Below are 22,419 nucleotides of genomic sequence, written 5' to 3'. Positions count from 1 at the left end.
CGCAGAGGCGTGGATCACAATCGCCCACATTCGACGCGTCACACGCCATCTCGCAAGGGATTAATAATGCTCAGATAGTTTTGAATCAGACTCTAAGGTCCGCTCCGTCCCGCACAGCGGACATTTGCGGCCCGCTTGTCGCGTCGGTTTCGCGCCGGGGCTGATCGGGTCGTATCCGCGCCGCTTTTCCAAGCCGGGCGCGATCTGCTAGACTTCCCGAAAACAAGAGGCAGGGCAGATGTTTCTGAGGGTGCTCACTTTGGCCGGGGGGCTGACCGGGGCGGCGGGGTTGTCGCAGTTTCCCGAATTCAGCCAGCAATATGTGCAACGCCTGGGTGGCGCGGTGGACGAGCTGTCGCGCTTTGTCGATGAATTCGACGCGGATGCGGCAGGGCTGGGGCTGAGCCGCGCGGCGGCGCTGGCCGACCTGGAAGCGGGCAGTGCGATGGGCTCGGCGCGGGCCGAAACCATGGGGCGCGTGATCGCACGCCATGCACGGCTGTCGCAGGATTTGCAGGCATTGCAGGCGGCGGGGCCGTTCACGCGGCTGCACCGGGCCGGGCATCTGGGCGATTCCGAGATTGCCGCCAGGGTCTGGCAGTCCTATCGTCCCGCGCTGCCGCTGACATTCGAGGGCGCGGTCTTCGCGGGCGCGGGGTTCCTTGCCGGGGTGGCGGTGATCGGGGGGCTGGGCGGGCTCGCGCGGCGTCTGGCCTCACAGCGGAAAGCGGCGCCAGCGGGCCGCGTGGCTTGACCTGATCCGCGCCGCGGCGCAGATTGCGCGCAACCAGACCCGGGAGCAGACATGGCAGGCACCACCCCCCCATTCGCGCGGTTCGAATTCATGATCGCGTGGCGATACCTTCGGGCGCGCCGCGCCGAGGGCGGGGTCAGCGTGATGACCTGGATCAGCCTGATCGGTATCACGCTGGCGGTGATGGCGCTCATCGCGACGCTGGCGGTGCGGTCGGGGTTTCGCGCGGAATTCGTCGATACCATTCTGGGCGCCAACGCGCATGTGACGATCTACAACGCGGCGCAGGCGGGCGAGAACGGGCAGAGCGACCGGAGCATCGCCGATTACGAGGACATGGCCGAGCGGGTGCGCGCGGTGCCGGGGGTGATCCGCGCCGCGCCGCTGGTCAAGGGGCAGGTGATGGCCAGTGCCGGGGGGCGCAACGCGGGCATCGAGGTTTTCGGGATCAGTGCCGAGAACCTCGAGACCATTCCGCGCATCGTCGAGCCGCAGGCGTCGCAGGGAGAGCTTGGGCGGTTCGGCGGCGATGAAGCCATCGCCATCGGATCGGGCGTTGCGCGCGAGCTGGGCGTGGGCGTGGGCGAGCGGATCAAGGTGATTTCGCCCGACGGGGCCAAGACCGCGTTCGGCACCAGCCCGCGGGTGAAAGCCTATGAGGTGGTCTATGTCTTTACCGCCGGTCGTTATGACATCGACCGCACGCGCGTCTATATGCCGTTCGACGAGGCGCAGTCCTATTTCAACCGCGAGGGCGTGGCCGATGAGCTGGAGGTCATGGTGGCCGAGCCCGAGCGGATCGAAGCGCTGAGCGCGGAACTGCTCGAGGCGGCGGGCGGGCGGGCGCTGCTGTGGACATGGCGCGATGCAAGCGGATCGTTCCTGCGCGCGCTCGATATCGAGGACAACGTGATGTTCGTGATCCTGTCCATCCTCGTGCTGATCGCGGCGATGAACATCACCAGCGGGTTGATCATGCTGGTCAAGAACAAGGGGCGCGATATCGGGATTTTGCGGACCATGGGCCTGACCGAGGGGGCGGTTCTGAGGGTGTTCTTCATCTGCGGTGCCTTTACCGGGATCATCGGCACGGCGATGGGGGTGCTTCTGGGATGCCTTTTCGCGATCTATATCGACCCGATCTTCGGCATCGTGAACGCGGTCTCGGGCGGGGGGGTCTGGGATCCGTCGGTGCGCGGGATCTCGTTCCTGCCGGCGAAACTGCAACTCTACGACGTGATGAGCGCGGTGGGCCTGAGCCTTGGGCTGTCCTTCATCGTGACGATCTTTCCGGCGCGCCGCGCGGCACGGATGAACCCCGTGGAGGCGCTGCGCTATGAGTGAGCCGGTTCTGGAACTCGAGGGGGTCGAGAAAACCTATAACCGGGGCTGGCCCAACGCGGTCGAGGTGCTCGCGGGTGTGGATCTGGCCGTGCATCCGGGCGAGATCGTGGCGCTCGTGGCGCCGTCAGGGGCGGGGAAATCGACGCTCCTGCACATCGCGGGGCTTCTGGACGTGGCCGATGCGGGGTCGGTGCGGATCGGCGGACGCGAGATGGTGGGGATGTCGGACCGGCGGCGCACGGCGGTCCGGCGCGAGGAGGTCGGGTTCGTCTACCAGTTTCACCACCTCTTGCCCGAGTTCAGCGCGCTGGAAAACGTGATGCTGCCGCAACTGGCGGGCGGGCGGCGCCGCGCCGATGCGATGACGCGGGCCGGGGATCTTCTGGCGCGGGTGGGGGTGGGCGCGCGCGCCGATCATCGGCCCGCGGCGATGTCGGGGGGCGAACAGCAACGGGTGGCCTTTTGCCGGGCATTGGCGAACGAGCCGCGCCTGCTCCTGGCCGACGAGCCGACCGGCAACCTTGACCCTGCGACCTCGGACAGGGTGTTCGAAACACTGCTGGAGCTGGCGCGTGACACCGGGCTGTCGGCGGTGATCGCCACGCACAACACGGGCCTTGCGGCACGGATGGACCGGGTGCTGCGGCTGGAGAATGGTGGGCTCGTTGCAGGGTGAGACCCGTGCCCGCGTGGCGTGTCAGACCTGCTGGGTGAGCCAGACCCCCGCCGCCATCAGCGTGATCCCGCCCGCGCGGGCCAGCGAGAGCGGGCTGATCTGCGCGCCGAAGAGACCGAAATGGTCGATCGCGGCAGCGCTGATCAACTGGCCGAGGAGCACGAAAAAGACCGCGTTGCCGACCCCGAAACGTGGCGCGACGAAGGTGATCGAGAGAATGTAGAAGGCCACCAGGAGACCGGCAAGAAAGAGGTGCCTGGGCACTTGCGGGGCCTTGAGAATCGGGGCGGGGCCGGTCAGCAGGAGCACCACAATCCCGGCGCAGAGCGCGACCACGAAGAGGATCACCCCGGCGGCGAAGGGGCTGCCGAGGCGCTGGCCCAGCTGGGCGTTGAGCGCGGCCAGGACGGGAATGCCGATCCCGGCGGCGAGCATCACGGCGGCATAGGCGGAAGTGGGCGTCATCGGCGGGATCCTGATCAGGGGATGAAGAAAGTGGCGGTGGCGGTGGCGACGGGTTTTTCCGAAGGTTCGGCGATCAACGTGGCGCGGGTGAAGATCAGCGCCTTTCCGGCGCGCACCACCTCGGCTTCGCAGCGGATCGCGTCGCCGGTGGCGGGGCGCAGGAACTGGGTGTCGAGCGTGGTGGTGGCGACCGGATGAAACCGGTTCATGTGACCCATGCAGGCAAAGACCATCGCGGTGTCGGCCATCGCGGCCAGTGATTGCCCGCAGACGATGCCCCCCATCCGTTCGAGATGTTCGGCCACCGGCATGGCGAGTGTAGCGCCGCTGGCACCGATCTCGGTGATGCTCAGATCGAGAGCCTGGACCCAGGGCGCAAAGCCCTCTTTCAGAAGCGCCTGCGCCGCGTCGGTTGTCACTGTCATGAATTCTGGCTCCGTCCTGCCTATTATGCCCCTGGGCGTCGTTCGACGCATTTGACTCCGGGTGAGTTTGGCATGGCAATCGGCGGTGTTCCAGTCCTGTTGGCCAGTAGGCAATCCCGGGGTCAAGGGCCATCGCAACTTGCAGCGAGCGCATTGATCTCCGCCCGGTTGAGGTGCAGGGTGGACGCAGCAGATGCGGAAACCGGCGCAGTGCGTGGGCCGTTTTCCCCGACCCGGGCACGGAGCCTGCCGGCTGTGCGTGATGGGCTGCGGTGACCGGGGGCCGCAGGCGGTGGGCGAGGCTGCGGTTGCCTTGGTTCGGGCTTGCGGCACGCGGGGTAAGCCTGCGAAGTTGCCACATGATCGGTGTCAATGTGGCGCCAGTGGGATGTGCTAGGCTGGTCGCTGACAGGACGAATGGATTATCGGAGGAACGACGGATGCGGAAATCTTGTATCTCGGGACAAACGGCCGCGCTGGCCCTGATCGCGACCATGGCCGGAACCATGGTGGCAGGACAGGATGCCGACGCTGGGGCGCGTCTTTACGAGCGTCATTGCGCCACCTGTCACGGGCTGGATGGCGAAGGGCACGGGCCGATGGCCGGAATCCTGGTGATCGAGCCCACCGATCTGACCTCTCTCGCCGCGCAGGACGAGGGGACGTTCCCTGTATTGCGGGTCATCCAGCGAATCGACGGGCGTGATCCGCTGGTCGCCCATGGCAGCCCGATGCCGGTCTATGGCGATTTCTTCGAGGGTGACGATACCGCGCTCAAGACGGCGAGCGGGCAGACGGTGATGACGAGCCGCGCAATCGCCGATCTGGTGGCGTTTCTGGAGACAATGCAAACCGCGGAAGAATAAGGGCCGGACAGGCGGGGAGAGGACGATATGCGAGCGATTGTCGCGATGATTTCGGTGGCCGGGTTCCTGGTGGCCTGCGTAACACAGGAGATGCCCGATGCATCGGAGGGCGCGGCGCTTTATGCCGAGAATTGCGCGATGTGCCACGGTGCCGACGGGCGCGGGGACGGGGAACTGGCGCGTGAGATCCGTGAGCAGGGCGGGCGCGCGCCCAGCGACCTGACCATGATCGCGCAGGCGGAAGAGGGCGATTTTCCACGCGCGCAGGTCCTCTCCTACATCGACGGTTACACCCGCGGGCGTCTGCCGGAGCAGGACATGCCCGAGTTCGGTCTGCTGCTGGAAGGGCCGACCGTTCCGGTGGACACGGGCGACGGCGTGCTTTCTCCGGTGCCGCGACCGCTCGCGGCGTTGATGGTTTACCTGGAGAGTATCCAGCGCTGAAGATCGCAACTATGTGCGCCGTTTGAAGGCGTGGGATTCGAGTATTTTTTCCAAGAAAGAACAGGGGCCAGTTCGTTGGCCCCGCTCTCTTTCTTGGCCTAAATACTCATGTGCCCGACAGTAGCGGTCGTGCGGTCAGCTGTCGGTGAGAGCCCGGGCGGCGGCCATGGCCGAGCTCCAGGCCCACTGGAAATTGTAGCCACCCAGCCACCCGGTGACATCCAGACATTCGCCGATGAAATAGAGTCCGTGCACGGTTTTCGACATCATGGTCTGCGGTGAGATCCCGTTGGTGGAAACTCCGCCCGCCGTCACCTCGGCGGTGCGCCAGCCTTCGGTGCCCGAAGGTGTGAGGCTCCAGTCGTGCAATGTCCGGCAGAGGGGCTGAAGGCGGCTGTCGGGCTGATCGGCGAGGTTGCCCTTGAGGGTCAAGCTTTCGGCAAGGTACTGGGCGAGGCGGGCAGGCAGGTGGGTGGCCAGCGCGGTGCCCATTTTCTTGCGCCCCGCGGTTTGCCGCTCGGCGCGCAGTCGGGCCAGAAGGTCGGTGCCGGGGGCGAGGTCAATGGCGATGGGCTGGCCTTCGCTCCAGAAGCTGGAGATTTGCAGGATCGCGGGGCCCGAGAGGCCGCGATGGGTGAACAGCATCGCCTCGTCAAAGCCGTGCCCGCCCGCAGCAGCGCGCACCGGCAACGAGACGCCGGCAAGCGGGGCAAAGCGGTTTCCGGGGAAGGTGAGCGGGACCAGCGCGGGGCGCGGCGGCACCAGTGCATGGCCGAACTGACGCGCGATGTCATAGGCCAGGCCGCTGGCGCCCATTTTCGGGATCGACTTGCCACCTGTCGCCACCACGAGACGGCGTGCCTCGACCGTTTCGCGGTGGCCGCGTGTTTCGAGCGTGGCGTGAAAGCGCGTGCCGTCATGGGCGAGGTTCACCAGCGCGGTTTCAAGCCGCAACTCGGCCCCGGCCCGCGCCATCAGGCTGCGCAGGAGATCGACGAGCCCGGTCGCCTTGTCGTCGAGAAAAAGTTGACCCAGCGTCTTTTCGTGCCATGCCAGCCCGTGTTCGGAGACCAGCGAGATGAAGTCCCATTGCGTATAGCGGGCCAGCGCGGATTTGGCGAAATGCGGGTTGGTGCCATGGAACTGCGCCGGGCTGCAATCGAGATTGGTGAAGTTGCAGCGCCCGCCGCCGGAAATGCGGATCTTCTCGCCCGGGGCGCGGGCATGGTCGATCACCAGCGTGCCCGGCCCGGCATGGGCGGCGCACATCATGCCGGCGGCCCCGGCTCCGAGGATGAGTGTTTCGACTTGCATGTGCCGCGCCATGCCCGATGCCGGCGCGGGGGGCAAGAGCGCACGCGACGATCACACCTGATCGCAATCCTGTCATCGTCCATTGCCCGTAGCCGGCGCAGGGCGCAGGGTCGCGCCAGATCGACGCGAAAGGAGCGCAAGTCATGCAGAAACCGAAATCCGGAGAGACGTTTCCCAAGGAGATCGTGCCGCGGCTCGGTGGTGGAGAAATCGAGTTGGGCGCGCCGCAGGGCGGGCATGATTGGCAGATGATCGTGGTCTATCGCGGCGCGCATTGCCCGCTGTGCCGGAAATACCTGTCCCGGCTCGAAGAGTTGAAGGGCAAGTTCACCGGGAACGGCATCGAAGTCACGGTCGTCTCGGGCGACCCCGAGGAAAAGGCGCGGAGCTTTGTCGAAGAGGTGGGGCTCGACCTTCCGGTCGGATACGGGATGAGCACCGACCAGATGCAGAGGCTCGGGCTTTACGTCTCGGCGCCGCGCAGCCCGGAAGAGACGGATCGGCCCTTTCCCGAGCCGGGGCTGTTCGTGGTCAATGGCGAAGGGCGTTTGCATCTAGCCGACATCTCGAACGCACCCTTTGCCCGGCCCGACCTAGAGGCGCTGGCCGGTGGCCTTGCCTTTATCCGGGCCAAGGACTACCCGATCCGGGGCACCTGGAACGGCTGAGCGGGGCAGCGCGCGGCCGCGCGCCTGCCGCAAAGCACATGCTTCCCATGGGCGAATCGCCGTGCTAGACTTTGCCGACAGACCCCGTTGAAGGGGCGGCCCGGAAACGGGACAAGAGGCAGAGTTGGCGGTGAGTTACCCATGACGGAAATGGTCTATGGCGCGGTGCCCGCGCGTTCGGGCGATCCGATCCTGCCCAGATGGTGGCGGACGGTGGATCGCTGGAGCCTGTCGTGCATCCTGATCCTCTTCGGCATCGGGCTTCTGCTGGCCCTGGCCGCAAGCGTGCCCTTGGCCGAGAAGAACGGGTTCGGCGCGTTTCACTATGTCTCGCGGCAAGCGGTATTCGGGATCGCGGGGTTGGTCGTGATGCTGATCACGTCGATGTTGCCGCCCGACCTGGTGCGCCGCCTTGCCGTGCTGGGCTTTCTGGTGGCTTTCGTGGCGCTGCTCGGGCTGCCGTTTTTCGGCACCGACTTCGGCAAGGGCGCGATGCGATGGTATTCGCTGGGCTTTGCCAGCGTGCAGCCGAGCGAGTTTCTCAAGCCCGGTTTCGTGGTGGTCGCGGCCTGGATGATGGCCGCGAGCCAGGAGATCAATGGCCCGCCGGGCAAGAGCCTGTCGCTGATCCTGGCCGGGATCATCGTGGTTCTTCTGGCATTGCAGCCCGATTTCGGGCAGGCGGCGCTGATCATGTTCGGATGGGGCGTGATCTATTTCGTGGCAGGGGCCCCGATGCTAATTCTTCTGGTCCTGGCCGGCCTTGCCGTGCTGGGTGGGTCGCTTGCCTATAACTCGTCAGAACATTTCGCGCGCCGGATCGACGGGTTTCTGAACCCGGAACTCGATCCGCGCACGCAGTTGGGTTTTGCCTTCAACGCGATCCGCGAGGGCGGATTGTTCGGGGTCGGCGTGGGCGAAGGCAAGGTCAAGTGGTCGTTGCCCGACGCCCATACCGACTTCATCATCGCGGTGGCCGCCGAGGAATACGGGCTTGTGCTTGTTCTCGTGATCATCACGCTTTATGCGAGCGTGGTTCTGCGGTCGCTCTGGCGGCTCATGCGCGAGCGTGATCCTTTCATTCGACTGGCCGGAACGGGCCTTGCCGTGATCTTTGGCGTTCAGGCGATGATCAACATGGGGGTGGCGGTGCGGCTGTTGCCAGCGAAGGGGATGACCCTGCCCTTCGTGAGCTATGGCGGGTCGTCGCTGATCGCGGGGGGTATTGCGGTGGGGATGTTGCTGGCCTTGACCCGAACCCGTCCGCAGGGCGGGATCGACGAGATTTTTGGCCGCGCTGGACGGTAGGCCGCGAGGCGCGTCGGCGGGTGTTGCAAGAGGATGAAATGACGGAGCGGCAGAGACTTCTGGTCATCGCGGCAGGCGGTACGGGCGGGCACATGTTCCCGGCGCAGGCGCTGGCCGAGGTGATGCTGCGCAGGGGATGGCGGGTGAAGCTGTCCACCGATGCGCGCGGCGCGCGCTATACAGGCGGGTTTCCACACAGTGTCGAGGTCGAGCAGGTGTCGAGTGCCAGTTTTTCGCGCGGCGGGATGCCGGCCAAGGCGCTGGTGCCGCTGCGAATCGCCGGTGGAACATTGGCGGCGGCCTGGCGGATGTGGCGTGATCGGCCCGACGTGGTGATCGGCTTTGGCGGCTATCCCGCGATTCCCGCGATGGCTGCGGCCCGGTTGCTGCGATTGCCGCGGATGCTGCATGAGCAGAATGGCGTTCTGGGCCGAGTCAACCGGATCTTTGCGCGCCGCGTCGACCGGGTCGCCTGTGGCACATGGCCCACTGATCTGCCCGAGGCTATTGCCGGGGTCCACACCGGCAACCCGGTGCGAGCAGCGGTGCAGGAACGCGCGGGTGCACCCTATATTCCGCCCGGGGACTACCCGATGTCGATCCTGGTGATCGGGGGCAGCCAGGGCGCGCGGGTTCTGAGCGATATCGTGCCGCCGGCGATCGCGACGCTACCCATGGATGTGCTGCGCAATATCCGGGTGAGCCACCAGGCGCGCGATGAAGACGCCGCGCGGGTGGCGCAATTCTATGCCGAGCAGGGGATCGACGCGGATGTGGAGCCGTTCTTTCGCGACGTGCCGCGCCGGATGAGCGAGGCGCAACTGGTCATTTCGCGCGCGGGCGCGTCGAGCGTGGCTGATATCAGCGTGATCGGGCGACCGTCGATCTTGATCCCCTATCCCCATGCGACGGGCGATCACCAGAGCGCCAATGCGCGCGGGTTGGCCGAGGCGGGCGGCGCGATCGTGATGCCCGAAGCCTTGGTGACGGTCGAAGCAATGGGCGAGGAGATCGCGCGGGTTCTGACGGATCCCGACGGCGCGACACGCATGGCGCGGGCGGCACAGTCGCTGGGCAAGCCCGAAGCGACGGACGAGCTTGTCGCGCTGGTCGAGGAACTTGCGGGCTAGCGAAGAGGGGATGGTGGGTCTTCACCCGCCCCAAGGGACGATCAGGAAAGGTTCGAGATGAGTGCAGCGGCAACGAAACTTCCCGGTGACGTGGGGGTCATCCATTTCGTCGGGATCGGCGGCATCGGCATGTCGGGCATTGCCGAGGTCCTGATCAATCATGGCTATTCAGTGCAGGGTTCGGATCTGAAGCGGACCAAGATCACCGCGCGACTGGAAGGCATGGGTGCACGGATTTTCGAGGGGCAGCGGGCCGAGAACCTCGATAGCGCCGAAGTGGTGGTGATCTCGTCCGCGATCAAGCCGGGCAATCCCGAACTCGACGAGGCGCGCAGGCGCGGCCTGCCGGTGGTGCGCCGGGCCGAGATGCTGGCCGAACTGATGCGGCTCAAATCCAATGTCGCGGTGGCGGGCACCCATGGCAAGACCACCACGACGACCATGGTGGCGGCGCTGCTGGATGCCGGGCGGTTCGATCCGACGGTGATCAATGGCGGCATCATCCATGCCTATGGCAGCAATGCCCGCGTCGGGCAGGGCGAATGGATGGTGGTGGAGGCCGACGAGAGCGACGGCACCTTCAACCGCCTGCCCGCGACCATCGCCATCGTCACCAATATCGACCCCGAGCATATGGAGCATTGGGGCACCGAGGAGAACCTGCACCGGGGTTTCTACGATTTCATCAGCAACATCCCGTTCTACGGGCTGGCGGTGTGCTGCACCGATGACCCGGACGTGCAGGCGCTGGTGGGCAAGATTACCGACCGGCGGGTGCTGACTTACGGGTTCAACGCGCAGGCGGATGTGCGGGCGGTCAACCTGCGCTACGAGCGGGGCATTGCGCATTTCGATATCGCGCTTCAATCCGAGGGGCGGATGATCGAGGGCTGCACCTTGCCGATGCCGGGGGATCACAATGTCAGCAACGCGCTGGGCGCGGTGGCGGTGGCGCGGCATCTCGGGATGAAGGGGGCAAGGATTCGCGATGCCTTGACGGCGTTCAAGGGGGTCGGGCGGCGCTTTACCCGGGTGGGCGAAGTGAACGGTGTGACCATCATCGACGACTATGGCCACCATCCCACCGAGATTGCCGCCGTTCTCAAGGCCGCGCGTCAGGCCATCGGCACCGACCCGGGCGGCCGGATCATAGCGGTGCATCAGCCGCACAGATACACCCGCCTGCATCACCATTTCGACGCGTTCTGTTCGTGTTTCAACGAGGCCGACGTGGTTGCGATCGCCGAGGTCTATGCGGCAGGCGAGGACCCGATCGAAGGGGCCAGTCGCGAGGCGCTGGTCGCTGGTCTGATCGCCCATGGCCACCGCCATGCGCGGGCCATCGACGATTTCGATGACCTGGTTCGGCTGGTCAGGGAGCAGGCGCAGCCGGGTGATATGGTCGTCTGTCTGGGGGCGGGCACGATCAGCGGTTGGGCCAATGCCCTGCCGCAACGGCTCGAAGCCGCCGGATAAGCACGGCCGGCGCTGCGTTGCCCTTCGGGGTGGGGTCGCGCGCAACACATCCTAACGGGGCTTGTGGACATCGGCCGATTGCACAAGGCCGAAACCGACCATCAGGACAAGCATCGCCGAGCCACCGTAGCTGACCAGCGGCAGTGGAACGCCAACGACCGGGATCAGGCCGGTGACCATCGTCATGTTGACGGCGAAATAGAGAAAGAAGGTGGTGGCAATACCGAGCGTCAGAAGGGCGGCAAAGCGATTGGGGTTCGACAGGGCCGAGAGCAGGCAGAAGAAAATGATCAGGGCATAGAGTGCGAGAAGCGAGACCGCGCCGACGAAACCGAATTCCTCGGCCAGGGTGGTGAAGATGAAATCGGTGTGTTTCTCGGGCAGGAAGTTGAGCTGGCTTTGCGTGCCCTGCATGAACCCGCGCCCGGCCCAACCGCCCGAGCCGAGCGCGATCTTGGACTGGGTGATGTGATAGCCTGCCCCGAGCGGATCGGCCGCCGGATCGAGAAAGGTGTCGATGCGCCGGAACTGGTAGTCGTTGAGCAATTGCCACTCGGTGCCGCGCGATTGAAGAACCGCTGTCACCACGCCCGCCCCAGTGGCGATCACGGCGGCGAAATAAGTCCAGTGGACTCCGGCAAGAAACATGATTGCGCCGCCGCCTGCCAGCAGCAGGATCGCTGTGCCGAGATCGGGTTGGGTCAGCACCATCAGCGTGGGCAAGAGAATCATCGCTACCGGCAGGGCCACCCAGAGAGGATGCGAAACCTTCGAGAGCGGCAGCCAGTCGTAATAGGCGGCCAGCAGCATCACGAGGGTGATCTTCATCACTTCCGAGGGTTGCAGCCGGATGAACCCGAGGTCGAGCCAGCGTTGTGCGCCCATGCCGGTATCGCCCATCACCACGACCAGGGCCAGAAGGGCGATCGTGCAAAGATAGGCCAGCGGAGCGACGTTGCGCCAGAAATAGAGCGGCACCATCGCGATCCCCAGCATCAGCACGAAGCCAATGGCGAAGCGTTTCATCTGTGGTTCGGCCCAGGGCAGGAACGAGCCGCCCGCGACCGAGTAGAGCATCAGGAAACCGATTGCCGCCACCGACACGAGCAGGAGCGCAATCGGCCAATTGAGGTAAAGCACCTTGCGTGGGCCGGCGGGGGTGTATTTGACTGTATGTTCAAGATAGCTCATGCGCGGGTCGGCCTGTCATCGCGTGCGGGTGGGCGCAGGTCGCGCAGCCGCTCCTGCTGGGCGCTGATCCGGGCGCGATCCTTGGCCGGGTAAGCCGAGAGCGGCGGATCATCGCCATAGAGCGCCTGAAGGGTGATGTCACGCGCGATGGGCGCCGCAGCCGTCGAACCGCCGCCGCCATGTTCGACCAGCACCGATACGGCGATGCGGGGCGCGTCGTGGGGGGCGAAGTTCACGAAGAGTGCATGGTCACGACGGTTCCATGGCAGGTCCTCGTTGCGGGTCACGCCGGCGCGGCGTTCGGCCGGGGTGATGCGGCGCACCTGGCTGGTACCGGTCTTGCCGGACATCCGGTATTCATCGGTCAGGATACGCGAGGAAAAGGCGGTGCCTCGGTTGTTGTTGGAGACCGCGAACATGGCCCGTCGAATGGCACGCAGGTGGTTCTCGTTGAGATCGAGCGGTTCGCCGTGGCCACTGGGTTGTTCGACGCCATTGATCGACTTGATCATGCGCGGGCTGACGCTGCGCCCGGTCGCGAGCCGGGCCGTCATAACCGCCAGTTGCAGCGGCGAGGCCAGCACGAAACCCTGGCCGATGGAGGCGTTGACGCTATCGCCGATGACCCATTCCTCGCCTCGCGCCGCGCGTTTCCAGTCGCGGGTCGGCACGAGGCCGGCGTGCACGCTCGACATGGGGATGTCATAACGCTCACCGAGGCCGAGCTTGCGTGCCATGGCCGAGATGCGTTCGATCCCCGTCTCGAGGGCCAGTTCGTAGAAATAGACATCGCAGCTTTCGCGCAGGGCGGTGTGCAGGTCCATGTTGCCGTGGCCCGCGCGTTTCCAGCAGTGAAACCGGTTGTCGGCGACTTCGAGATGGCCGCGACAGCGCACCGTATCTTCAGGGGTGATGAGGTTGTCTTCGAGTGCGGCGAGCGCGACCACCATCTTGAAGGTCGAGCCGGGCGGATAGACACCCTGCACCGATTTCGAGACAAGCGGGCGGCGCTCGTTCTCGAGAAGAGCCTTGTAGTCGGTGCTGGAGATTCCGTTGACGAAAAGATTCGGATCGAAGGCGGGAGAAGAGGCGACGGCCAGAAGGTCGCCGGTTTCGGTGTCCATCACCACCGCCGCAGCACTTTCATCGCCCAGCCTCGACTGGGTGTAATTCTGCAGCATGTGATCGGTGGAGAGTTGCAGGTCGTCGCCCGGTTTGCCCTCTTGGCGATCAAGCTCGCGCATGACGCGACCGGCGGCGTTGACCTCGACCCGTCTCGTGCCCGCCTTGCCGCGCAGGCGCTCTTCTTCGTGGGCCTCGATGCCTGTCTTGCCGATCTGGAACCGCGGCATCAGCAAGAGCCGGTTGGGCGCGTCGATCCGCGAGAGATCGTAATCGGAGACCGGACCAACATAGCCCACCACATGGGTAAAATCCGCACCCAGCGGATAGGTCCGGCTGAGCCCCACTTCGGGGGTGACGCCGGGCAGGGCGGGGGCGTTGACGGCGACGCGGCTGATCTCTTCCCAGGTGACGCGGTCGGCGACGGTGATGGGGGTATCGCCGCGTCGGGTGCGCAGGTCTTCGAGCGCGGTGGCAATGTCCTGGGGTGAAAGCTCGATCAGTGCGTCGAGCCGGGCCAGCACTGCCTCGACATCGCCTGCATCCTTGCGGGTCATGGTGATGCGATAGGCCGGCACGTTGCGCGCGATGATCCGGCCGTTGCGGTCGAATATCTGGCCGCGTGTCGGTGGAATAAGCTCGATATTGATGCGGTTCTCCTCGGCCAGGAACCGGAATTGTTCGGCTTCCTTGACCTGGAGGTAGCGCATCCGGAAAGCGAGTGTTGCCAGCACGCCGGCCTGCATCCCGCCCAGCAAGAGGCCGCGACGGGTGATCCGACGCTGGCTCTGGGCGGTTTCGCGGGATGGGCGGCGCATCGGTTCTTGCCTCCTATTGCCGTTGGCCAAGCGCGTTGACTTCGCCGAGCTGGGCCTTGCGCAGCCCGAAGCCGAAACGGGTGAGGGCGACAACGAGCGGATAGGTCGCCACGGTTGCCAGAAGCTGGATGAGCCAGAGCGCGGGCGCGGCCTCGGGCACCATAAACAGTGCCAGAAGCAACCGGTAGCCAAGCATGATGGCGACGATCATGGCGCTGACGCTGAGCCACTCGACGGTGAAGGCCATGTCGCGCAACTGCGGTGCGCGGGCGCGCAGGTTCTCGAAGGCGATGAGCGTGAGCGCGGCGTAAAGCCCGGGTGGGCGCCCAAGAACAAGGTCGGCCAAGAAGAGCAGCCCCGCAACGATCGGCAGGGGCACGTATTCGGGTCGCCGCAGAACCCAGGCAAACGCAAGGCTCATGATCAGGTCCGGCCCGGCCCAGAAGCGCGGCGCGGTGGTGAGCGGCAACAGGTTGAACAGCAACACCACCAGCACAATGGCGGCAAATAGTGCCCGCATCAACCACAGCCGGGTGAGCGTGATCTCAGTCATCGCTGTCTCCCTGCACCTGCTCTCGCTGCCCTAGTTCGAGCGGGGAATCGGGTTCGGGCAAGACCTCGGGCAGGACCAGCTGACCGGGATCGACGATGCGTTCCTGTCCGTGATGACGCAGAACCCTCAGGAATTCGAGCCGTTCGTAATCGGCTGCGAGCCGCACCCGCATCCGCCCGCCCGGGTCGATCGCGACCTCTCCGACCAGGAGCCCGGCTGGAAAGACATGGCCGTCGCCAGAGGTCACGACCCGATCGCCGGGCCGCACGATGTCGGGGCTGTCGAGAAAATCGAGTGTCGGGGTGCGCGTGTTGTCGCCTATCAGGAGCCCGCTCTGCCCGGAGGAGGGCACGGTGACGGGAATGCGGCTGCTTGGGTCGGTGAGAAGCACCACGCGCGCGGTGCGGCGTCCCACCCCCGAGATCCGCCCGACGAGGCCCAGCCCGTCCATCGCGGCCCAGCCGTCGAGAATGCCGTCGCGCGACCCGATATTGAGCACGACCGACTGGCGGAAGGGCGAGCCGGAATCGGCCATGACCACCCCGGTGATGAAGGTCAGGCGCGGGTCGAGCCGCACCTTGTTGAGATCGAGCAGCCGCGCGTTTTCCTGGGAAAGCTGCACCGCGGCCTCTTTCCATTTCTTCATCGTCTGCAATTCGCGTTTCAGCTCCTGGTTCTGGGCGTGCAGGGCCTGGTAGCTTTGGAAATCGCGCAGCAGGTTGACGCTGGCGGTGACGGGGACCATGGCCCATTCGAAGCTGGGCAGGACATGATCGACCACCTGTGCGCGAAAACGCTCGACCCGAGGGGAATCGATTCGCCAGAGTACGAAAACGCCGAGCAGGGCGATCACGACGATTGCCGCCAGCAACCGCTTGAGCGGGCCGGTGAAATCTTCGGTCTGGGAACGGTCGTTCTTCATCAGGGGCTCTATATCATGGTGGATTGCCGGGGTTGAGGGGGAAAAGTGTCACCTGTTCTTGCGAGGGTAACCGGGAGGACGCCATAGCAGGCTTTCGCTGTTGGCGCGACGCAGGGCCATGCCCGTCCGCGGGTGGGTGCTTAGACCGGTTGCGACAGGCACTTTTGCCTTTCAAATGGTTGCGCGTCTTTCGGTTTGAGGAGGACGCGGCGAGATAAAGTGCTTGAGGCCCGTGTTGCGAGCAGCCGACCGCGGCCATGCGCAGCCCTGTGTTGCGCTGGTTCGTGACCGTTCGCCTGACCGCCCGAGCCGCCCATGCCCTGATTGGTGCCGAAGCTAGGTCTCGGCCTCTGCCTCGCGCTCGGCCTCGGCCTGTTCGGCGGCCCATATGCCGGCCGCTTCGACCGTGACCGGCGAGGCGGTGGGCAGCACCCCGAGATAGCTTTCGGTTTCTTCGACCGGGGTAATCTGGCTTTGGGTCATGCGGTAGAGGGCGTAAATCGCGGTACACCCGAAGGTCGTGGCCAGAACCAGCCAGAAGGCGAAGGGGCCGAGCATCTCCATCGCCCAGCCCGTGATCAGCGGGCCGACGATGGCGCCCAGCCCGAAGGTGAATACCAGCCCGCCGGACGCGGCCGGCATGTCCTCGGTTTCGAGCGCATCGTTGGTATAGGCCAGAAACAGGGCATAAAGCGGTGTCGTCATGCCGCCCACGAGGAAAGCCGATGCCATGAGCACCCACAGGCCCGCGCCGAAAGTCCAGCCAAGCATGCAGGCGATTCCACCAAGCACGGCTGCGCCGAAGATCAGCTTGCGCCGGTCCATCCGGTCGGACAGCCAGCCGATGGGGTATTGCAACACCAGCGCCCCGGCGAAGAGCATCGCCACGAACAGGGCGATCTGTGCCGCCGTCAATCCGATCTGGCTGCCGAAGACAGCACCCATGCCGGCCTGCGTCGCGTAGACGCTGCCCAGCAGGAAAATGCCCACTGTCCCGAGCGGCGAGCCCCTGAAGAGGTCCCGCAAGGGCATCGGGCGCGCGACCTCGACCGCCGGCACGGGGGTGGCCGACAGAAGGATGGGTCCAAAGGAGATCGAGACAAGAATCGAGGCCCCGATAAAGAGCGCCGAGTTCGCGGCATCGCCCAGCGTGAGCAAACCCTGCGCCCCGACGATGCCCAGTGTCTGCGCGATCATGTAGGCCGAGAGCACCTTGCCGCGTGTTTCATTGCTGGATGCGTGATTGAGCCAACTCTCGGCGGCAACGAAGATCCCGGACATGCAGAACCCGATCAGGATGCGAAGCACTGTCCAGGCCCAGGGTTCGGTGAGAAGCGGAAAGGCGATCAGCCCCGCTGACATGAAGCTGCCCAGCGCCGCGAAGACGCGCACATGACCCACGCGCCGGATCATGATCGGGGTCAGGCGCGCCCCAGACAGGAACCCGACGAAATAGCCGGAGGTGACGATGGCCAGCTCCGCGGCCGAAAACGCCTCGATCCCGCCACGCAGGCCGATCAGGGTGAAATGCATCCCGTTGCCCAGCATGATGAGCACGATGCCAAGAAGAAGGGCCCAGACCCCGGATAGAACCTGAATCATGCAACATCCTTTCGCGCCGAAGGTTGCCCTCCCTCGTATCAATGTCGCACGCGGCAGGCCACGCTGGTTTCGCTGCAGCGCCGCATGCGAGGCAATTCACGACATCGACCCCGCCAAAATCCCCACTGGCGCGGGGTCCGTTTGCGCAAGGCGATCACGATCATGCAGCATGCCGGGGTGAGCCGGAGGTTTCATCTGGCGAGAACTTGTTCGAGTCGCCTTGCTTCGTTGGCCAGCCGCCAGGGCGGATTGATGACGAACATGCCCGATCCGATCATGCCGTGCCGTGCCTGTGCAGGGGGGAAGGAGACCTCGGAGCACAGCGCCTCGACGAAACCGGACCGAAGCCGGTCGAGCATCGCCTTGTGACGGTTGTCGCGCAGGATCGGGTACCAGAGCGCGATCACGCCCACGTTCCATTTGCGGTGCAGTTTCGTGATGGCCGCGGGGATGCTTTGGTAATCGCTTTTCACCTCCCATGACGGGTCGATCAGCATCAGCCCGCGGCGTGGTTCGGGTGGGCAGATGGAGTGCGCCATCGTGAACCCGTCCTGGCCGTAGATGCGCGCGCCCGTGCCCCGCATCGCCGTGATCAGCGCGGCATGTTCGCCCGGGTGCAATTCGGCCAAGTGCATCGTATCGCCAGGGCGCAGCAGCGCCGCCGCAATCCGGGGTGAACCGGGATAGGCGTCTGGCCCCGCCTCGGCCCGCACCATGGTCAGCGCCAGCATCAACGGTTGATCCGCCGCGAACCATCCCGCGCCCAGCGCCCGGGTGATCCCGGCCTGCGCCTCGCCGGTCCTGAGCGCCTCGGGGGCGTCCAGATCATAGAGGCCGCGCCCGGCATGGGTTTCGATATAGCTCATCGGTTTGGGCTTTGCTGCCATCTGCGCCAGCATTGTGGCCAGCAGCGCATGCTTGTGCAGATCGGCCATGTTGCCGGCATGATAGATGTGTTGATAGGACAGCATCCGCGCCCCCTTTTGCGACCGTGATGGGCCTTGGCCGTGGCTTATCCCGATAGATGTGAGCGCGCAATCGCGCCCGGATATCGCCTTACGGCAGTTTCGCGCCGATGCCTCCGGAATCCCCCCTTTCGGAAAAGGACCCGCCCGCCTATACAAAGAGGCCCGCGCGCTCTTCCGAGTCGCGGGCCGATTTCAGTTAATCAACGGGGTGCCATACGCTCATGTCGATCTTCGATAAAATGCCCGGCCTTTTTGCTTCCGACATGGCCATCGACCTCGGCACCGCCAACACGCTGGTCTACGTCAAGGGGAGGGGCGTGATCCTGAGCGAACCATCGGTCGTGGCCTATCACGTCAAGGACGGGGTCAAGAAGGTCCTGGCCGTGGGTGAGGATGCCAAGATGATGCTTGGCCGCACCCCCGGTTCGATCGAGGCGATCCGGCCGATGCGCGAAGGCGTGATCGCCGATTTCGACACTGCCGAAGAGATGATCAAGCATTTCATCCGCAAGGTTCACAAACGATCGACCTTTCACAAGCCCAAGATCATTGTCTGTGTCCCGCACGGGGCAACGCCGGTCGAGAAACGGGCCATTCGCTCGTCGGTCCTGGCCGCGGGGGCGCGGCGCGCGGGGCTTATCGCCGAACCCATTGCGGCGGCCATCGGAGCGGGAATGCCGATCACCGATCCGACCGGGAACATGGTCGTGGATATCGGGGGCGGGACGACCGAAGTGGCGGTTCTCAGCCTTGGCGATATCGTCTATGCCCGCTCGGTGCGGGTTGGTGGCGACCGCATGGACGAGGCGATCATCAACTACCTGCGGCGTCAGCAGAACCTGCTGGTCGGTGAATCCACCGCCGAACGCATCAAGACGAGCATCGGCACGGCGCGGATGCCCGATGACGGGCGCGGCAGTTCCATGCAGATCCGAGGGCGCGATCTTCTGACCGGTGTGCCAAAAGAGACGGAGATCAGCCAGGCCCAGGTGGCCGAGGCGCTGTCCGAACCCGTTCAGCAGATCTGCGAGGCGGTGATGACCGCGCTGGAAAGCACCCCACCGGACCTTGCCGCCGATATCGTGGATCGCGGGGTGATGCTCACAGGGGGGGGCGCACTGCTGGGCGATCTCGACCTGTCGCTGCGCGAGCAGACCGGGCTTGCCGTCTCGATTGCCGATGACTGCCTCAATTGCGTGGCACTGGGCACAGGAAAGGCGCTGGAGTTCGAAAAGCAGCTTCGCCACGCGATCGATTACGACAGTTGAGCCGGTCTTGATCGACGTCCTGTTTGCCCGGGACACGCGCCCCATGACCGGGGCGCGTGTGATCTGTCATGGGGCGCTCGGGCCTAACCCACGTCGCGGTAGTTGACCTCCTTGACATCCTGGCCGAGCTTGCCGCGCCGCACCAGAAGGCGGTTCAGGGCGTGGATATAGGCCTTGACGCTGGCGACCACTGTATCGGTGTCGGCGGATTGACCGGTGGCGATGTTGCCCCCTTCTTCGAGCCGTACAGACACGGTGGCCTGGGCGTCGGTGCCTTCGGTGACGGCGTGGACCTGGTAGAGCTGGAGCAGCGAATCCGACGCGTGCAGGGCGCGCACGGCCTTGAAGCTGGCATCGACGGGGCCGTCGCCCTGCATGGTGGCGGTTTTTTCCTCTCCGTCGATCTCCATCACGATGGTCGCCTCGGCGGGGCCGGCGGTGCCGCAGGTCACGGCGAGCGACTTGAGTTGCAGCCGGTCATGGGCGGCGTCCTCGCTGATCCGCATCAGGGCGATGATGTCGTCGTCGAACACCTCTTTCTTGCGGTCGGCCAGATCCTTGAAGCGAACGAACACGTCCTTGAGTTGATTGTCGGCCAGGTCGAAGCCGAGGGTCTTGAGCTTGTCGCGCAGCGCGGCGCGGCCCGAGTGTTTGCCCAGCGGCAGCGAGGAGGCGGCGAGGCCGATATCCTCGGGGCGCATGATCTCGAAATTCTCGCGGTTCTTGAGCATGCCGTCCTGGTGGATGCCCGATTCATGGGCGAAGGCGTTCTTGCCCACGATCGCCTTGTTGAACTGCACCGGGAAGCCCGAGACCGTGGCGACGCGGCGCGAGATCGCCATGATCTTGGTGGTATCGACGCCGGTGGACCATGGCATGATGTCATGGCGGGTCTTGAGCGCCATCACGACCTCTTCGAGTGCTGTGTTGCCTGCGCGTTCCCCCAGGCCGTTGATGGTGCATTCGATCTGGCGCGCGCCACCTGCGACGGCGGCCAGGCTGTTGGCCGTGGCGAGGCCCAGGTCGTTATGGCAATGCGTGGCAAAGACGACCGCGTCGGCGCCCGGCACCTCGGCGATCAGGCGACGAATGAGATCGGCGCTTTCCGCCGGGGCGGTATAGCCGACGGTGTCGGGGATGTTGATCGTGGAGGCGCCAGCCTTGATCGCGATCTCGACCACCCGCTTGAGATAATCCCATTCGGTGCGGGTGGCGTCCATCGGTGACCATTGCACATTGTCGCAGAGGTTGCGTGCCTGGGTCACGGTGTCGTGGATCCGCTCGGCCATCTCGTCCATTGTCAGGTTGGGGATCTGGCGATGCAGGGGCGAGGTGCCGATGAAGGTGTGGATGCGCGGTCGCTTGCTGTGTTTCACCGCCTCCCATGCGCGATCGATATCGGTGGGGTTGGCGCGGGCGAGGCCGCAGATCACCGCGTTCTTGGAGCGTTGGGCGATCTCGCTTACCGCGCGGAAATCGCCTTCGGAGGCGATGGGAAAGCCGGCCTCGATGATGTCGACGCCCATGTCGTCGAGCATCTCGGCGATTTCGAGCTTCTCGTCATGGGTCATGGTGGCGCCGGGGCTTTGTTCGCCGTCGCGCAGAGTCGTGTCGAAGATCAAGACGCGGTCTTGAGGGATCGTATCGGTCATTTTTCGGGTCTCTTTCGTTTTTCCTTAGCGTTCGGGCGCGGAAACCATCCTCTGAGCGGTCGCGCCGAAGGGCACGCTCAGAGGCGGCTAAGGAGAAGGAGCAGGGCAAGCGAAGCGGCACGCGGATCGCGTGCAACAGCGGTGATATGGCCCCGAGTCATCATGATGCCGGACTATAAGGCATGAATCGCGAATGAAAAGTGCTGATCTGCATGTTTTTTGACCCAGACCGGGATCGGGTGCGTAATCAAGGTATGACAGAACAAGCATTGGTGATCGGGGCCACCGGCGGGATCGGGCAGGCCATTTGCGAAACGCTCGCGGTGCGAGGCGTTGCGGTAAAAGGGCTGTCGCGTCGCGACGGGCTCGATTTCGCGCGACCGGAGACTGTTGAGGCGGTGTTGGGACCGCTCGATCCGGGATTCGACATGATTTTCGTGGCGAGCGGTATCCTGACCGGGGTGTCGGCGCGGCCGGAAAAGGCGCTGCGCGAGGTCGGGGCCGAGGAAATGGCGGCGCAATTCGCGGTCAACGCGATCGGGCCGGCGCTGGTTCTGCGCCACGCCGCGCGCCTCATGCCGCGGGATCGGCGCGCGGTGGTTGCGGCGCTTTCGGCGCGGGTGGGGTCCATAGGGGACAACCGTGCGGGGGGGTGGTACTCATATCGCGCGTCCAAGGCGGCGCTCAACCAGATCGTGCATACGGCGGCGATCGAGCTGGGACGCACGCACGGGCAAAGCATTTGCGTGGCGCTGCATCCGGGCACGGTGGCGACCGCGTTCACCGCCGGGTTTCCGGGGCATGACAAGCACAGGCCGGCGCAGGCGGCGGCGCATTTGCTGGACGTGCTGGACGGGTTGGGGCCCGATGACAGCGGCGGGTTCTTCGACTGGAAGGGCGAGAGGGTGGTCTGGTGAGGTTGATCCTCGTTCTGGGCGATCAGCTTTCGCATGACCTTTCGGCCCTGCAGGAGGCCTGGCCGGGCGACGTGGTGGTGATGGCCGAGGTCGCGGACGAGGCGGAATATGTGCCGCACCATCCGAAAAAGCTTGCGCTGATTTTCGCGGCGATGCGGCATTTTGCGGATGAATTGCGCAAGCTCGGGCGCGACGTGATTTACACGCGGCTCGATGATCCGGACAACGCGGGCACGATCATGGGCGAATTGCTGCGCCGTGCCGACGAAACCGGGGCGGGCGAAGTCATCGTAACGCATCCCGGTGAGTGGCGGGTGATCGCGGCGCTGGAGGAGGGGCCGCTGCCGGTGCGGATGCTGCCCGATGACCGGTTTCTGTGTTCGCTGCAAGATTTCGAAGCATGGGCCGAGGGGCGCCGCGAATTTCGGCTGGAATGGTTCTATCGCGAGATGCGGCGCAAGACCGGTTTGATGATGGAGGGCGACAAACCGGCGGGGGGCAAGTGGAATTTCGACCATGACAATCGCAAGCGCGCC

22 protein-coding genes are annotated in these 22,419 nt (G+C 65.1%); 12 read left to right on the top strand and 10 right to left on the bottom strand.

Going from position 1 to position 22,419, the window contains the following annotated elements; translation table 11 throughout:
• The first annotated feature begins 238 nt into the window (after positions 1–238).
• The 3 genes from ACESL9_RS10995 to ACESL9_RS10985 are packed head-to-tail and all read left to right on the top strand — an operon-like array spanning position 239 to position 2,774.
• The gene (locus tag ACESL9_RS10995; RefSeq protein ID WP_372611353.1) at positions 239–754 is read left to right on the top strand and encodes a DUF2937 family protein; all 516 of its coding nucleotides are present in this window, start codon (positions 239–241) and stop codon (positions 752–754) included.
• Positions 755–805: 51 nt separating this feature from the next.
• Entirely contained in the window at positions 806–2,098 is a 1,293-nt protein-coding gene (locus ACESL9_RS10990) for a lipoprotein-releasing ABC transporter permease subunit (protein WP_372611351.1), read from the top strand.
• Complete coding sequence (locus ACESL9_RS10985) at positions 2,091–2,774, top strand: ABC transporter ATP-binding protein (protein WP_372611349.1); 684 nt, start codon at positions 2,091–2,093, stop codon at positions 2,772–2,774. Before ACESL9_RS10990 ends, ACESL9_RS10985 begins: the two co-directional genes overlap by 8 nt.
• Positions 2,775–2,795: 21 nt before the next feature.
• Here ACESL9_RS10985 and ACESL9_RS10980 read toward each other — a convergent pair whose 3' ends face one another.
• Together ACESL9_RS10980 and ACESL9_RS10975 are read right to left on the bottom strand one after the other, a co-directional pair.
• A complete protein-coding gene (locus ACESL9_RS10980) occupies positions 2,796–3,239 on the bottom strand; it encodes a DMT family transporter (protein ID WP_372611347.1) in 444 nt (147 codons plus the stop codon).
• 14 nt (positions 3,240–3,253) lie between these two features.
• Positions 3,254–3,664 carry a PaaI family thioesterase gene (locus ACESL9_RS10975; RefSeq protein WP_372611345.1) on the bottom strand — a complete coding sequence of 137 codons (411 nt, stop codon included), beginning with the start codon at positions 3,662–3,664 and terminating at the stop codon, positions 3,254–3,256.
• Between the two features lie 440 nt (positions 3,665–4,104).
• Between ACESL9_RS10975 and ACESL9_RS10970 the strand changes: the two genes are divergently transcribed.
• Complete coding sequence (locus tag ACESL9_RS10970; RefSeq protein ID WP_372611343.1) at positions 4,105–4,530, top strand: c-type cytochrome; 426 nt, start codon at positions 4,105–4,107, stop codon at positions 4,528–4,530.
• A gap of 27 nt (positions 4,531–4,557) precedes the next feature.
• On the top strand, positions 4,558–4,974 hold the full coding sequence (locus ACESL9_RS10965; RefSeq protein WP_372611341.1) for a c-type cytochrome: 417 nt from the start codon (positions 4,558–4,560) through the stop codon (positions 4,972–4,974).
• Between the two features lie 135 nt (positions 4,975–5,109).
• Here the strand turns inward: ACESL9_RS10965 and ACESL9_RS10960 are convergent, their stop codons facing one another.
• Entirely contained in the window at positions 5,110–6,288 is a 1,179-nt protein-coding gene (locus ACESL9_RS10960; RefSeq protein WP_372611339.1) for an NAD(P)/FAD-dependent oxidoreductase, read from the bottom strand.
• A 143-nt stretch (positions 6,289–6,431) separates the two neighbouring features.
• On the opposite strand from ACESL9_RS10960, the gene ACESL9_RS10955 reads away from it, so the two are divergent.
• From ACESL9_RS10955 to murC, 4 genes are all read left to right on the top strand, one after another.
• Positions 6,432–6,956, top strand: coding sequence for a peroxiredoxin-like family protein (locus ACESL9_RS10955; RefSeq protein WP_372611337.1), 525 nt, complete (start codon positions 6,432–6,434; stop codon positions 6,954–6,956).
• A gap of 141 nt (positions 6,957–7,097) precedes the next feature.
• Complete coding sequence (ftsW, locus tag ACESL9_RS10950; RefSeq protein WP_372611335.1) at positions 7,098–8,264, top strand: putative lipid II flippase FtsW; 1,167 nt, start codon at positions 7,098–7,100, stop codon at positions 8,262–8,264.
• Between the two features lie 38 nt (positions 8,265–8,302).
• Positions 8,303–9,394, top strand: a complete 1,092-nt coding sequence (locus ACESL9_RS10945) for a UDP-N-acetylglucosamine--N-acetylmuramyl-(pentapeptide) pyrophosphoryl-undecaprenol N-acetylglucosamine transferase (RefSeq protein WP_372611333.1) — start codon at positions 8,303–8,305, stop codon at positions 9,392–9,394.
• A 57-nt stretch (positions 9,395–9,451) separates the two neighbouring features.
• On the top strand, positions 9,452–10,870 hold the full coding sequence (gene murC / locus ACESL9_RS10940; RefSeq protein WP_372611331.1) for a UDP-N-acetylmuramate--L-alanine ligase: 1,419 nt from the start codon (positions 9,452–9,454) through the stop codon (positions 10,868–10,870).
• Between the two features lie 51 nt (positions 10,871–10,921).
• Here the strand turns inward: murC and rodA are convergent, their stop codons facing one another.
• From rodA to ACESL9_RS10910, 6 genes are all read right to left on the bottom strand, one after another.
• Entirely contained in the window at positions 10,922–12,061 is a 1,140-nt protein-coding gene (gene rodA, locus ACESL9_RS10935) for a rod shape-determining protein RodA (protein WP_372611329.1), read from the bottom strand.
• Positions 12,058–14,001, bottom strand: coding sequence for a penicillin-binding protein 2 (mrdA, locus tag ACESL9_RS10930; protein WP_372611327.1), 1,944 nt, complete (start codon positions 13,999–14,001; stop codon positions 12,058–12,060). The genes rodA and mrdA overlap by 4 nt, the downstream gene beginning before the upstream one ends.
• Before the next feature lie 13 nt (positions 14,002–14,014).
• Positions 14,015–14,554 (bottom strand): rod shape-determining protein MreD, encoded by a 540-nt coding sequence (locus ACESL9_RS10925; protein ID WP_372611325.1) that lies wholly within the window; start codon positions 14,552–14,554, stop codon positions 14,015–14,017.
• Positions 14,547–15,476 carry a rod shape-determining protein MreC gene (gene mreC, locus ACESL9_RS10920; protein WP_372611323.1) on the bottom strand — a complete coding sequence of 310 codons (930 nt, stop codon included), beginning with the start codon at positions 15,474–15,476 and terminating at the stop codon, positions 14,547–14,549. The genes ACESL9_RS10925 and mreC overlap by 8 nt, the downstream gene beginning before the upstream one ends.
• 336 nt (positions 15,477–15,812) lie before the next feature.
• Complete coding sequence (locus tag ACESL9_RS10915; protein ID WP_372611321.1) at positions 15,813–17,078, bottom strand: MFS transporter; 1,266 nt, start codon at positions 17,076–17,078, stop codon at positions 15,813–15,815.
• A 191-nt stretch (positions 17,079–17,269) separates the two neighbouring features.
• Positions 17,270–18,049 (bottom strand): 23S rRNA (adenine(2030)-N(6))-methyltransferase RlmJ, encoded by a 780-nt coding sequence (locus ACESL9_RS10910; RefSeq protein ID WP_372674824.1) that lies wholly within the window; start codon positions 18,047–18,049, stop codon positions 17,270–17,272.
• Positions 18,050–18,267: 218 nt separating this feature from the next.
• On the opposite strand from ACESL9_RS10910, the gene ACESL9_RS10905 reads away from it, so the two are divergent.
• Entirely contained in the window at positions 18,268–19,314 is a 1,047-nt protein-coding gene (locus ACESL9_RS10905) for a rod shape-determining protein (RefSeq protein ID WP_372611317.1), read from the top strand.
• 83 nt (positions 19,315–19,397) lie between these two features.
• Here ACESL9_RS10905 and ACESL9_RS10900 read toward each other — a convergent pair whose 3' ends face one another.
• A complete protein-coding gene (locus tag ACESL9_RS10900) occupies positions 19,398–20,966 on the bottom strand; it encodes a 2-isopropylmalate synthase (RefSeq protein ID WP_372674823.1) in 1,569 nt (522 codons plus the stop codon).
• Positions 20,967–21,220: 254 nt separating this feature from the next.
• On the opposite strand from ACESL9_RS10900, the gene ACESL9_RS10895 reads away from it, so the two are divergent.
• Positions 21,221–21,883: an SDR family NAD(P)-dependent oxidoreductase gene (locus ACESL9_RS10895; RefSeq protein WP_372674822.1), complete on the top strand. Its 663-nt coding sequence runs from the start codon at positions 21,221–21,223 to the stop codon at positions 21,881–21,883.
• The coding region (locus ACESL9_RS10890; protein WP_372674825.1) for a cryptochrome/photolyase family protein at positions 21,877–22,419 on the top strand (543 nt) is incomplete at its 3' end. The genes ACESL9_RS10895 and ACESL9_RS10890, both read left to right, overlap by 7 nt.

This window comes from Aquicoccus sp. (assembly GCF_041686535.1).
GTDB lineage: Bacteria > Pseudomonadota > Alphaproteobacteria > Rhodobacterales > Rhodobacteraceae > Aquicoccus.
The sequence above is the reverse complement of the archived record's forward strand: the minus strand, read 5'-3'. Positions and strand labels throughout refer to the sequence as shown.